The 13316-nt window shown below is 55.6% G+C and carries 11 protein-coding genes; 3 read left to right on the top strand and 8 right to left on the bottom strand.

Going from position 1 to position 13316, the window contains the following annotated elements; genetic code table 11:
* Positions 1–241: 241 nt before the first annotated feature.
* The 3 genes from ELY38_RS01795 to guaB form a co-directional block, all read right to left on the bottom strand.
* Positions 242–1192 carry a DUF808 domain-containing protein gene (locus ELY38_RS01795; protein ID WP_127059804.1) on the bottom strand — a complete coding sequence of 317 codons (951 nt, stop codon included), beginning with the start codon at positions 1190–1192 and terminating at the stop codon, positions 242–244.
* A gap of 542 nt (positions 1193–1734) precedes the next feature.
* Positions 1735–3312, bottom strand: coding sequence for a glutamine-hydrolyzing GMP synthase (gene guaA, locus ELY38_RS01805; protein WP_127059805.1), 1578 nt, complete (start codon positions 3310–3312; stop codon positions 1735–1737).
* 94 nt (positions 3313–3406) lie between these two features.
* On the bottom strand, positions 3407–4876 hold the full coding sequence (gene guaB, locus ELY38_RS01810) for an IMP dehydrogenase (RefSeq protein ID WP_127059806.1): 1470 nt from the start codon (positions 4874–4876) through the stop codon (positions 3407–3409).
* A gap of 172 nt (positions 4877–5048) precedes the next feature.
* Here guaB and ELY38_RS01815 point away from each other — a divergent pair, with 172 nt between their 5' ends.
* Both ELY38_RS01815 and xseA read left to right on the top strand, forming a co-directional pair.
* Complete coding sequence (locus tag ELY38_RS01815) at positions 5049–5639, top strand: DsbA family oxidoreductase (RefSeq protein ID WP_127059807.1); 591 nt, start codon at positions 5049–5051, stop codon at positions 5637–5639.
* A gap of 4 nt (positions 5640–5643) precedes the next feature.
* On the top strand, positions 5644–6981 hold the full coding sequence (gene xseA, locus ELY38_RS01820) for an exodeoxyribonuclease VII large subunit (RefSeq protein WP_127059808.1): 1338 nt from the start codon (positions 5644–5646) through the stop codon (positions 6979–6981).
* Between the two features lie 22 nt (positions 6982–7003).
* Here xseA and ELY38_RS01825 read toward each other — a convergent pair whose 3' ends face one another.
* The gene (locus ELY38_RS01825; protein WP_127059809.1) at positions 7004–7576 is read right to left on the bottom strand and encodes a carboxymuconolactone decarboxylase family protein; all 573 of its coding nucleotides are present in this window, start codon (positions 7574–7576) and stop codon (positions 7004–7006) included.
* Between the two features lie 40 nt (positions 7577–7616).
* Positions 7617–8942, bottom strand: coding sequence for an aspartate aminotransferase family protein (locus ELY38_RS01830; protein WP_127059810.1), 1326 nt, complete (start codon positions 8940–8942; stop codon positions 7617–7619).
* Positions 8943–9170: 228 nt separating this feature from the next.
* On the opposite strand from ELY38_RS01830, the gene ELY38_RS01835 reads away from it, so the two are divergent.
* Positions 9171–10058 carry a MurR/RpiR family transcriptional regulator gene (locus ELY38_RS01835; RefSeq protein WP_127059811.1) on the top strand — a complete coding sequence of 296 codons (888 nt, stop codon included), beginning with the start codon at positions 9171–9173 and terminating at the stop codon, positions 10056–10058.
* Between the two features lie 156 nt (positions 10059–10214).
* On the opposite strand, the gene ELY38_RS01840 is transcribed toward ELY38_RS01835, so the two are convergent.
* The 3 genes from ELY38_RS01840 to ELY38_RS18995 all read right to left on the bottom strand — a co-directional run bounded on the left by ELY38_RS01840 (position 10215) and on the right by ELY38_RS18995 (position 12728).
* Positions 10215–11378: a DUF3618 domain-containing protein gene (locus ELY38_RS01840; RefSeq protein WP_127059812.1), complete on the bottom strand. Its 1164-nt coding sequence runs from the start codon at positions 11376–11378 to the stop codon at positions 10215–10217.
* Positions 11375–11830, bottom strand: a complete 456-nt coding sequence (locus ELY38_RS01845; protein ID WP_127059813.1) for a phage holin family protein — start codon at positions 11828–11830, stop codon at positions 11375–11377. Before ELY38_RS01845 ends, ELY38_RS01840 begins: the two co-directional genes overlap by 4 nt.
* Before the next feature lie 127 nt (positions 11831–11957).
* Positions 11958–12728, bottom strand: a complete 771-nt coding sequence (locus tag ELY38_RS18995; protein WP_185858900.1) for a YML083C domain-containing protein — start codon at positions 12726–12728, stop codon at positions 11958–11960.
* Between the last annotated feature and the right edge of the window lie 588 nt (positions 12729–13316).

Below are 13316 nucleotides of genomic sequence, written 5' to 3' on the forward strand. Positions count from 1 at the left end.
GAAGTCGAGGTAGCCTGGCGCGGCAGATTCAAGGTAAAGCGCGGTGGCAAACAACCACCAGTTCACGTTTTTCCATCGAGTAAAGCCGATACGCCCCGCTCTTGCAGAATCAGACGTTGTTAGTGCATGTTCGTAATTAGAGAACAGCTCTTCAGCACGAGCCAGGGAGCCTTTAAAGCACCACGTTGCAGTTCATGATAGCGGGCTCTTAGCTCCCTGGTACGCACGTCGCGGCCCGCACCTATGCCGAGTGAGTCTTCTTAAAGGGAACGAGGTGCAACACCCCCACCACCACCGAGCCCACCAAAAAGCCAATCACCGCAGAGCACAGCGTATTGAAGCTCCAGCCCAGCGCGCCGCCCAGGGCACCGGTTGCCTCGCTAATGCCATGCTCAATATGGTGAACCCACTCATAGGGCGCGTTGAACCAACCCGTGCCATCAGCACCCAGATTGGCCATCAGGATATGCCCTCCCACCCAGAGCATGGCGACGGTACCCACGACCGAGATGGCCGCTAGCACCTTGGGCATTGCAGTCACCAGACCACGGCCAAGTGTCTGCATGCCCGAACTGCCCCGCTGGGCGAGCTTCAGGCCGATGTCATCCATCTTGACCAACAGCGCCACCACGCCATACACCAGAATAGTGATGATAAACGCGACCACCACCAGGCTCGCCAGCTGTGACCAGAATCCCTGATGGGAGACACTGGCAAGCGAGATCACCATGATTTCGGCGGACAGAATCAGGTCGGTCCGAACGGCGCCACTTACGATCTTTTTCTCGGCTTCCGGCCCCTTTTCTACCGCCGGCTTTTCATCAACATGTCCCCCCGAGAGCTTGTGCCAAACCTTTTCCGCGCCCTCAAAGGCCAGATAGGTGCCACCCACCATCAGGATGATTGGTAATAGCGCGGGCAAAAAGTAATTCAGCAGCAGCGCCGCCGGCAGGATAAAAACCAGCTTGTTGCGGATCGAGCCCAGCGCGATCTGCTTCACAATCGCCAGTTCACGCTCCGCTGTCACCCCCTGCAAATATTGCGGCGTCACCGCCGCATCATCGACCACTACCCCGGCCGCCTTCGCCGTCGCACGCCCAGCGGCTGCACTGACATCATCCAATGATGCGGCGGACAACTTCGCCAATGCAGCAATGTCATCCAATAATCCTATCAAACCGCCTATGGCCATGGATGCTTACTCCGTGAATAGCAGTTGCTAATAGTAAAGCACATAGCGGGTTGGGCAGGTCACCTCTTTTGCCCGCAGGACAGTGCTGTTTCAGTCTGACTTTCAATTAACTGCCACCCGTTGAGTATGCTCAAAAGCGGCATCAGATGAAGGATCTTATTGAGCGAGGGGTACTAATCGAGAGTCAACCAACGCACTGCTGAGTCGCTCCCTTCGGCCTGATCCAGTACCAACGCTCACTTTCTATCTTGACCTCTGTAACCTATACCTGTGACGCTCGGCATTCTTACTCGCTCATCATATTATTTATCTTAGCGCCCTATCGCCTGCTGGATAGTGGATAACGCCTCATGAAAGTCCTTTTTTTCGCTCGGCTAGTTTCGGCTTGGTAGTTGACCGTAAACAGATTCGCGACTGGAGAAATCTGGCTATATGTCTCTTTGCTTTATCTAGTTTCTATCATTAAAAGCCATCAACTATTTGATACTCATAAAAAACCCGCCTTTCGGCGGGTTTTTGCGAAAAGAGCTAGCAAGTAAAACTCACTCCCACTCAATAGTAGCCGGCGGCTTGCTGGAGACATCATAAGTCACCCGCGACACTCCACCCAGCTCATTGATAATCCGATTGGAGACGGTCTCCAGCAACTCATAGGGCAGGTGCGCCCAGCGGGCGGTCATGAAGTCGATGGTTTCGACCGCGCGTATGGCGATGACCCATTCGTAGCGGCGGCCGTCACCTACTACGCCGACTGACTTGACCGGCAGGAACACGGCGAACGCCTGGCTGGTTTTTTCGTACCAGCCGGAGGCGCGCAGTTCTTCGATGAAGATGGCGTCGGCTTCGCGCAGGATGTCGGCGTACTCTTTTTTCACTTCGCCCAGAATACGCACGCCCAGGCCCGGCCCCGGGAAGGGGTGGCGGTACACCATGTCGTAGGGCAGGCCAAGTTCCAGACCGAGTTTGCGTACTTCGTCCTTGAACAGCTCGCGTAGCGGCTCAACCAGCTTGAGCTTCATGGTTTCCGGCAGGCCACCTACGTTGTGGTGGGATTTGATCACGTGCGCCTTGCCGGTTTTGGAGGCGGCGGATTCGATCACATCCGGGTAGATGGTGCCCTGGGCCAGGAACTCGACACCTTCAATCTTGCTGGCTTCTTCATCGAACACGTCGATGAAGGTGTTACCGATGATTTTACGCTTGGCTTCCGGGTCCTTCTCGCCTGCAAGCTTACTCAGGAACAGGTCTTCGGCATCTACACGAATGACCTTGACGCCCATGTGCTTGGCGAAGGTTTCCATCACTTGGTCGCCTTCGTCTTTACGCAGCAGGCCGTTATCCACGAATACACAGGTCAGCTGGTCGCCAATCGCTTTGTGTAAAAGTGCGGCTACCACGGAAGAGTCCACACCACCGGAGAGGCCCAGCAGTACGTGGCGGTCGCCGACCTGTTCACGCACACGCTGTACCTGGTCTTCGATGATCTGGGCAGGCGTCCACAGCTTCTCGGCCTTACAGATATCCAGCACGAAGTGCTCGAGCATGCGCTGGCCTTGCAGAGTGTGGGTCACTTCCGGGTGGAACTGTACGCCGTAGAACTGCTTCTCTTCCCAGACCATGGCGGCAATCGGGCAGCTGGGTGTGGAGGCCGTGATGGTGAACTCGGCAGGCGCCTTGGCTACCTTGTCGCCGTGGCTCATCCATACATCCAGCAGAGCTTTGCCGGTGTTGGCATCTACGTGGTCTTTAATGTCTTTGAACAGCGCGTTTTCAGCATCGATGCTGATTTGCGCGTAACCAAACTCGCTCTTGTTGGAGCCTTCCACCTTACCGCCCAACTGCTCGGCCATGGTCTGCATGCCGTAACAAACACCAAACACGGGCAGGCCCATTTCGAACACACACTGAGGCGCACGCGGGGAATCCAGCTCGGTCACGGATTCCGGGCCGCCGGCCAGGATGATGCCGTTGGGGTTGTACTCGCGGATCTCTTCTTCGGTGATATCGAAGGCGCGAACCTCAGAGAACACGCCAATTTCGCGTACCCGGCGGGCGATCAGCTGCGTGTACTGTGAGCCGAAGTCGAGAATCAGGATTTTATGGGAGTGGATATCATTCATGGCAGTGTCTCGATTAAGCAGTGGGGGTGCTGCTAAAAAGGCTGAAAAGCAAGCGGCGGGGCAAAGCCCGCCGCCATTCAACTAAAAGCGCTGGTTAGCTCACCCGGTAGTTGGGAGCTTCTTTGGTGATCTGCACGTCGTGAACGTGGGATTCGTTAAAGCCAGCACCGGTAATCTGGACGAATTCCGGCTTGGTGCGCATTTCTTGAACATCACGGCAGCCGGTGTAGCCCATGGAGGCGCGCAGCCCACCCATCAACTGATGAACGATGGCGCTCATCATGCCTTTGTAAGGTACGCGGCCTTCGATACCTTCGGGTACCAGCTTCTCGGCACCGGCATCCTTATCCTGGAAGTAGCGATCGGCGCTGCCCTGGTTCTGGGCCATGGCGCCCATGGAACCCATGCCGCGGTAGGCCTTGTAAGTACGGCCCTGGAACAGCTCGACTTCGCCCGGCGCTTCTTCGGTACCGGCCAGCAGGCCACCTACCATCACGGCACTGGCACCAGCGGCAATCGCCTTGGCCAAGTCGCCGGAGAAGCGTACGCCACCGTCAGCAATCAGCGGAATGTCGTACTCTTTAAGCGCGGCGGCTACGTTGGAAACCGCGGTGATCTGCGGCACACCTACACCTGCCACAATACGCGTGGTGCAGATGGAGCCGGGGCCAATGCCCACTTTCACGCCGTCAGCACCCGCTTCGGCCAATGCCTTGGCAGCGGCACCTGTGGCAATGTTGCCGCCGATCACCTGAATGTCAGGGAAGTGCTCTTTGATCCAGCTAACGCGGTCGATAACGCCCTGGGAATGGCCGTGGGCGGTATCGACGATGATCACGTCAACACCCGCTTCAGCCAGCGCAGTAACACGGTCTGGAGTTTCCGGGCCGGTACCCACGGCGGCGCCTACCAGCAGGCGGCCATCGCTGTCTTTAGCAGCCATCGGGTACGTGCGGGCTTTTTCGATATCCTGGAAGGTCACCAGGCCACGCAGATGGAACTCGTCGTCAACAATCAGCATTTTTTCGATGCGGTGTTCGCGCATCTTGGCTTTGCTGACTTCAAGCTCGGTGCCTTCGGCAACCGTTACCAAGCGCTCACGCGGGGTCATGATATCGGCCACGCTGTCGCCCACGTTCGGCTGGAAGCGCATGTCACGCTCGGTCACGATACCCACCAGGGTTTCGCCTTCAACCACCGGGAAGCCGGAGAAGCCGTACTCTTTCGCCATGGCAAGAAGGTCTTCAAGCTTGGCTTTGGGGCTAACCGTGACGGGGTCTTTTACAATGACGCTTTCGTGCTTTTTGACCTTGCGGACTTCAGCAGCCTGCTGGGTCATGGTCATGTTTTTGTGAATGATGCCGATGCCGCCTTCCTGAGCCATCGCAATTGCCAGACGTGCTTCGGTCACGGTGTCCATTGCAGCAGAAACGAGCGGGATATTAAGCGAGAGGTTACGGGTCAGGCGGGTTTTGAGACTGACATCCTTGGGGAGGACGTCGGAGAAGCCAGGAACGAGAAGTACGTCATCGAACGTAAGCGCTTCTTGGGCCATACGTAGCATAGCGGCAACACCCAATTTGATGTGGGAAGAAGGGGCGTGAAAAGTTAATCCCCCATTATAGCGTTTTGAGGGGCACCCCAGCAATGCAGTCGAGCGGTTGTGCTTATACCAATTGCTAATGACGTATACTGCTAGACTGATGGTTGGTTACTTTTTTATCGAAGGGGGCCTTATGTCTCAACAGATTATTGTTTACACCGATTACGTCTGCCCCTTCTGTCTGCTGGCTGAAGAGGCGATAGTTCAGGCAACCGAAGGCATGGACGTTGAAATTCGCTGGCGGCCCTTTGAGCTGCGCCCTGCCCCGGTGCCCACGCTGAAGGTGGAAGACCCTTACTTGCCCAACGTGTGGCGCGAGTCGGTGTATCCCATGGCGGAAAAATTGGGCGTGCCCATTACGCTGCCCAATATCTCCCCTCAGCCGCGTACCGATAAAGCCTTTGAAGTGTTCGCCATGGCCGAAGAGCACGGTTTGGGTCATGCCTATTCGATGGCCGCGTTAAAGGCGTTCTTCCAGGAAGAGCGCGATATCGGCGACCCTGAAGTACTCGCGGATATCGGTGAATCGGTGGGCTTGGAGCGCCAGGCGGTGCATGATGCGCTTGCCCAAGGCCGTTACCGCGAACAGCACCAGGCGGCCCAGCGGCACGCGGTGGAAGAAGCGCGCATCCAGTCAGTGCCTACGTTGATCATCGATGGCGAAGTGATTCAGGGCGTGCCCGACCCTGCAGCTCTAAAACGTTATTTGATGGAGCGCGCTTAACCTTATGGCTACCTCCTCCCAGGCGCTTTCCGTCAGCGAACTCAACAAGCAGGCCCGCCAGGCGCTTGAGCGCGATGTGGGCGAGGTGTGGGTGGAAGGCGAGCTCTCCAATGTTTCGCGCCCGGCGTCGGGGCATATCTACTTCACGCTAAAAGATGACCGCGCCCAGGTGCGCTGCGTGCTGTTTCGCCAGCGGGCTCGCTTTGTGTCAGCCCCCATGCGCGATGGCGATCAGGTAAAACTGCGTGGGCGGGTGTCGCTGTTTGAACCACGCGGCGACTACCAGCTGATTGCCGAAGCCGTGCAGGCGGCAGGCCTGGGTGAACTGCTGGCCGCCTTTGAGCGACTGAAAGCCCAGTTGGATGCCGAGGGCGTGTTTGCCAATACGCGCGCTCTGCCCTTTCCGCCGCGCAAGATTTTGATTTTAAGCTCGGGCACCGGCGCGGCCATTCGTGATGTGCTGGCAGTGCTCGCCGCCCGCTGGCCCTTGGCGGATGTCACGTTAATCCCGGTGCCAGTGCAGGGTGTGGAAGCCGCACCTGCGATGATCGCCGCCCTTGGGCTGCTCAACCGCCAGGCACGGCTGGCCCCTGAACGGGATGTGGTGTTGATTACCCGGGGCGGCGGCAGCCTGGAAGATTTATGGGCGTTCAACAACGAACATCTGGCCCGGGCGATTTTTCATTCACGCCTGCCGGTAATGTCGGCGGTGGGCCATGAGGTGGATATCACGCTTGCTGATTTTGCCGCTGATGTTCGTGCCCCCACCCCGTCGGCTGCCGCCGAGCGCCTGGTGCCAGATCAACACGCCTTGAAGCGCCAGCTAACTGACCAGAAAAGCCGCCTGCACCGCGCCATGCAGCGGCGGTTGGAGCGCGATAGCCAGCAGCTGGATAGCCTGCGCGCCCGGCTCAAACACCCCGGCGAGCAGTTAAACCGTCAGCGCCAGCACGTGACGACACTTACCCAGCGCTTAACTCGCGCCATGCAGCAAACCCTTGCCCAGCAGCAGTCAAGGGTGACACAACTGGGCAGGCGTTTGACGAGCCAGGACATGGCGCGGTTACACCGCGCAGAAAGCGAACGGGTTAACCAATTACATCGCCGTATGGAAAACGCTATCCAGCGTCAGTTTCAACGCCAGCAAGCCCGCTTAACCAGTGCGGCTCGGGAACTAAACGCCATCAGCCCGCTAGCCGTTCTAGGCCGTGGCTACGCGATTGCTCAGGATGACAAGGGCCAGGTCGTTCGCCGTGCCGAGGAGACCCAGCCGGGCCAGAAGCTCTCACTGCGCTTGGGTGAAGGCAGGCTAAGTGTCGAGGTAAAACGGCGCTTCAAGTAGGGCTGCTCGAGACCTTCGCTTGCTATGTTGAAGGCGGCGTTAGTGAAAACAGCGTTGGATTCGACCGGGCCTCTGCTTGAATGGCCTCATCAATCGGCGTGTCATAGGTCTTGAGTAAATAACCCAGCACCGAATAGAAACCAACCATGGCAATCAGGTCGATCACGGCCTCACGTCCGATTGCATAGGCCAACGCTTCTTCTTGATGCCGTGTAAGCATGTGCGCGTCGAGTAACGCATCCACTGCGTTAACAATCATGCCGTCAACACCGTCAATTGCTTCAGGCGTACCGCGAATAGCGTCAATCCGCGCCTCGGAAAACCCCAGCGCCAGCGCACGGCTGACATGGTGCACCCACTCATAGGCAGACCCCAGGCGAAAACCAGCACGTAGAATCACTACCTCGGTTAACTCAGGGCCCAAGGCATTGTCCTTCACCACATGCTGCCGCAACGGCGCCCAGGCGTTTAACAGGGCTGGGTGATGCGCCATGGTGCGGTACACGTTCAGTGCGCCCGCAAAACCATCGCGCAACGCCGCAATATTTTCTGGCCAGTCGGCATCGGTCACTGGTGGACAAGGCGACTGCTTCATCTTGGCATTTCCTCTTGTATTATTTGGCTATCGCGTCAGGTTATTCAGCTATTGCGGCGTCAATCGCCTGGGTAATCCGTTCAATAAGGAAATCAATCTCATCCGCCTGGATGGTATACGGGGGCGCAAGCAGCACGTGATCGCCATACACGCCATCAATGGTACCGCCCATTGGATAGCTGATCAGGCCTCGTGCCATTGCCTGGCGTTTGATCTTGGCGTGAATTTTTCGAGCGGGGTCAAACGGCGTCTTTTGCTCCCGGTCTGCCACCAGTTCAATGCCACGAAACAATCCCCTTCCCCGAATATCGCCCACATAAGGTGATGCGCCTAGCGCTGCTTCCAGGCCACTTTGTAAGCGCGCGCCCATGGCGTTGACGTTGGCCAGCGTTTCAGGCCGCGCGATGATCTCGACGACCTTGTTGGCAGCGGCCGCCGCGACGGGGTGGCCAAGGTACGTATGCCCATGCTGAAAAAGGCCGGAGCCGTTGGCGAAGCTATCAAATATAGCGGATGACAACAGCACAGCCCCAATCGGCTGGTAGCCTCCCCCCAGGCCTTTGGCCACGGTGAGAATATCAGGCGTTATGCCGTCCTGCTCGCAAGCGAACATGGTGCCTGTGCGCCCCATGCCGCACATGACTTCATCAAGAATCAACAACACGCCATGCTGATCGCAGATTTTACGCACCCGCTTGAAGTAATCCGCTTCAGAGGCCACCGCGCCAAGGGTAGCCCCCACCACAGGTTCGGCCACAAACGCCATGACGCTTTCAGGGCCCAGTTCGAGAATCTTGGCCTCAAGTTCATCAGCAAGCCTTGCAGCGTACGCTTCTGGGGATTCGTCGCTTCCCTTGTCACGGTAGGCATAGCAAGGCGAAACATGATGCGTTTGGGGCAAAAGTGGTTGGAACTGCTGTCGGCGCATGGCGTTGCCCCCGGTGGCAAGCGCACCCAGGGTATTGCCATGGTAACTCTGGCGCCGGGCGATAATATGCCGCCGCTCTGGCCTGCCGGTTTCCACGAAATACTGGCGAGCCATTTTTAACGCGGCCTCTACCGCTTCTGAACCGCCGGATACCAGGTACACGTAATCCAGGCCGTCGGGCGCCAGCTTCACCAGCTGCTCAGCCAGCTCCTCGGCGGCATCCGTGGTGAAAAATCCTGTATGGGCGTAGCAGAGGTTATCAATTTGGGCACGCATGGCTGCCAGCACTTCCGGGTGGCCGTGCCCCACACTCGTCACTGCCGCCCCGCCAGAGCCATCCAGGTAGCGGCGCCCTTCGGTATCAGTGATATAGACGCCTTGCGCTGATGCCGCATGCGGCAACGGCTGGCCAATGCTGCGATGAAGAATACGAGCCATGGTTATCTTTTCCCCTTTTTCAAGCGCTGCTTTTCCGAGCGGTCTTTGCCGAGCCGCCACAGCCCCCCTTGTTCAGCACAAGAGTGGCACGACCTTATCCACCAATGCAACAAGACAATCATTAAATAAATTATTAAAACAAATGGATCATTGTTTTCAGTAAAAAGGCGCGTTTACACTCATGCGCAATCATCTCAAGCCCATGGCATGTTTAAGAGGCACCTTTCTATGTCACAGAGCGATCCGCTAAGAGAGCAGATCATTGCTCGGTTCGATGCCATGTCAGCACAACTGCAACAGGCAGCGCGCTACGTCCTTGAGCATCCGGAAGAAGTGGCATTGGTTTCCATGCGCGAATTGGCACGTTTGGCCGCCGTTCAGCCGGCGACCATGACGCGGCTTGCCAAAGTGCTGGGCTTTCAGGGCTACAATGAAATTCGTGCTTACTATGCTGAAACGGTGCGTAAGCGAAACGACGGTTTCGCTGCCAAGGTACGCCAAAGAGACGTTGAAACGACTAGCACGCCGGAAAGTGATATCGCCCATCACATGCTGCACGGGATAAGCGCCCAAATTGCAGCGCTCTGTGAGCCAGAGCCGCTACAGTGCTTGACCGCCATGGCCGATAGGCTGGCAGCCGCCAAAAAAGTCTATGTGCTGGGGTTACGCTCAAGCCATGTGGTGGCCTGGCATTTTCATTACGTCATGTCGCTGCTGGGCGAGCGCTCCGTTCATCTTGATGGCCCCGCCGGCACGGGTGGCGACGCCTTGATTCGTGCCAAGCCTGATGAGGTAATGCTTGTCGTATCCATCAAACCCTATGCGGTAGATACGCTGGTGCTTGCGCAATTGGCAAAAGATAAGGGCCTGGCTGTTCTCTCGATTACAGATAGCGAGGTATCACCGCTGGCGGGAATTTCCGAGCATACGATTTATTGCGCCACGGACAGCTACAGCTTCTTTCATACCCTGACCCCTGCCCTGGCCGTTTCGGAAGTGCTCTGCACATTGCTGGCCGAGCTTGACCGTCCTTCGGCGCTGAAAGCCCTTCAGGACGCCGATGATCATCTTGCACACCTTAACACCTACTCGAATACGCTCCCCAGGCGGGTGTGAATGGCACTGCTCCGGCTAGCTTTCTGAACGTGGCAGGACGTAGATCAGGGCTTTAGATGTAAGCTCTGGATCAGCAAGTTCGCCCATAAAAAAGTGCCCGGCCTAGGCCGGGCACTGCGCTTCAATATCAGAACTTAACGCTTGCTGTTTTAGCGCTTACGGGGCTTTATTGGTGCCTGAGCCCTGCGTATTACCGGAAGGCGTATTCGAGCTTGCCAAGCCCGGCGATTTATTACCCGCTGGAGGGTTCGCTACGGGATTGGTGCTTGAGCTAACGCCCGATGCTGAGTTATGGCCCATTGACGAGGCGCCGGAATGATTGCTCGATCCACTACCAGACGTTGATGACTGTTTTCCACCGGAAGACGACTGCTGGTCATGACTCTGCGAATCTTCTTTCATATGCTCCGCCTTTTCATGAATCGCCTGCTGCGCTTTATCTACCTGCTCATGCCCTGTTTCTGCTGCTTTGTGCAGAGCACGATCACGGTATTCGCCCAGGTACTCATCTTCTTTACGCGTTGTGGGGAACAGGCTCGCCAGGGCAGCGCCCAGCGCAACCCCTAAAGCGCCCACGACCAACGGGTGATCCTGAATAAAATCTGACGATTTGCTGCCCATATGGCGGGCGCGGCCAGACATATTGTGCAGGTGATCCTGCGTGCCATGTTGAAGGTGGGACGTGGAATCTCGCATGCTGCCTCCCATATGGTGTGCCTTGTCGCCAAGATGATGCACCTTGTCACTTAACTGATGTGCGACACCCTTGGCTTTTTCGCTGAAATGTTGAGCTTTTTCTTTTGCTCCCTCTTTCATGCTGCTCATGCGGCCTTGGTGTTCGCTCTGATGGCCGGATGCACTGCTATAACTGGAGGGGCCGCTATAGGTAGAAGCACTGCTGCCAGCATGGGTTCCTTCATGCACAGGGATTCCCGGCGTGCCATGAGAGCCGCTGTGGCTAGTGGCCGTATGCTCATCCATATAGCGGTGTTGAGACATACGCTTATGACTGTGCCCTTGATTAGGGTTACGCTGGGACATCATTAACCAGCCCAAACCTGCGGTGGTCACAAGGAACGGCACCGGGTTTTGCTTAATGGTGTTCCCCAGGTTAGAGACAAACTCATTGGCTCCACCATGACGAATATAGTCATAGGACGTGTTCAACAGCTGCTGAGGAGAAAACCGTTCCTCGATTTCGTGCAGTGTGGAGTCAAGGCGTTCACGCGAACGATGAATATCCTTTTCAATCTCTTCGGTACTGCGATGATCACTGTGAGTACGGTCACTGTGCTTATGATCGTGATCGTGGTCGCTCATTTTAACTCCTCCTTGACGTTATGCTTATGCTCCTTGGCGAGCTCCTTATTGGTCTGAAGGCTATGCAAGGTGCGATTAGGCACCAAATTACGTGCTTGAAGCTTAGCAAGGCCACTTTTGAGCATCACGATGCCAATGATCGTTACCACCACGCCCACAATAATGGCAGACAGCCAAGGCGTCATATCAGGTGGCAACACTTCATTCAGCACAAACACCAGCGCCGCAAGCAACGTAAGAAAGCCGCCCAGGAGTACTGCGCCCGCGATGGCTATGGCAGCCAGGGCCATCATGGCCTGGTGCGTTTTTTCTGACATCTCGGTCTTAGCAAGCTCAGCTTCATTGCGTATCAGCGAGGTAATTTCCTGCATCACCGTCGATAGCAGCGAGCCAACCGATGCGCCTTGAGCGGAACCTGGCTGTGGCGAGGTCGCTTTATGATCTGAATCCATTCTTAGCCTCCCTTACCCTATGCAGGGTCTGTGTCTCTATTAAGAGCTGCTAGCCAATCTCAACCCGGTAAATACCGAAGCTATTGGGCTAACAGCGCCTGGAGCCATACGTACCTTGCATGCCTGCCTAGATACGGCCAGGCCCGCCGGGCTTGTTCACTGAACCCGCGCTACTCCCTGGCGTGTTAGAAGTGCCGGGTGTATTGGAAGTGCCGGGCGCATTGGAGGTGCCGGGCGTAGGCGGCGTAGTGACGCCCAATGAGGTAGCGCCGGGCTGTGAAGAACCTGGATGCGCTGTAGGATCCTGGGAAGCACCAGGGGATGAACCGTGCATGATGCCATCCGATGGGTCGCCGGGAGTAGGAGACGCATGGCTTGAGTAAGTACCTGATGGCTGCCCCGGCTGACTGCCAGATGAGTAGTCATGCTGGCTAGATGAGTGCGAATGCTGACCGGAGCTGCGTAAAAAACGGGTTATTAAAAAGCCTGCGGCAATCGCCCCACCAAAGAACAGAGCTGGCTCACGACGACTATAGCTTTGCGCTTCCTGACACAGGCTTTTCAAATCCTTTTCACGCAGCTTGTTAGAGAAACGATCCGCCGTATCAGCAAGCTTTCTCGCCTGTTGGGAGAAATAGGGCTGTTGCTGGTTGTCGAACTCATCAGCCATTTTGTTAAAGACGTTGGTAAATTTGTGCGTCTGTTCGGCGGCGGTGTCGCGCTGCCGGTTGTAAAGGCTTTCCGCCTGATGCTGTGCCGCTTCGCTGACGTCATGCATGGTATCCCGGCCCTGCTGCTTGAGTGAATCAGAAGAGTGGGAACCTGAACTTGAGTGTGACGTACCAGTATTCGGCGTTGATGAAGAGCCTGGGTCAGCCTGTTTTCCATGATCAATCATTTGTCATCTCCTCCTTGGCGTCTCATCTGTGACTGCATTAATAGATGCGAATTAAAGATGAAACAAAACGAACTTGACCGCAAAAGCATTAAACGCATTTTAAAGATAAATAATCGATTATCCTGGATGACGTTTAATATAAATCGCTATTTTAATATAGTGCCCTTACCTACCCTGTCAATTTATGCTCACTTGCTATACCAAGTTGCAAAAACATTTAATCAAAATCAATAAGTCTAAATTAATATACATTAAAAAATCTTTAGCTCTCAGTGCATGGTGGCAAAACGCATCTACAAATACGGGAAGCTAAGCACCAACTGCTTTAAAGCGCAGTAATAAACAGTACAAAAAGAGGCAGTACAAAAACCAACAGTACAGATGAAAGCCTCCTGCCTTACTTCGGATTTATTGCCATGATTGTTAAAAGGTAATTGATAAAAAATCAGAACTTAAAATCAATTATCAAACCGCTTGATAACCTACATCTCGGAAATTGTTAAAACCTATTTTCTCAGCCTAATTCGAACTTGAGAATCCTTTTAAAAACCACTTTCCTCACCTTTAACAATCGCTACTAACAATAAT

It is taken from the genome of Vreelandella nanhaiensis (genome assembly GCF_003990185.1).
In the GTDB taxonomy this organism is placed as follows: domain Bacteria; phylum Pseudomonadota; class Gammaproteobacteria; order Pseudomonadales; family Halomonadaceae; genus Vreelandella; species Vreelandella nanhaiensis.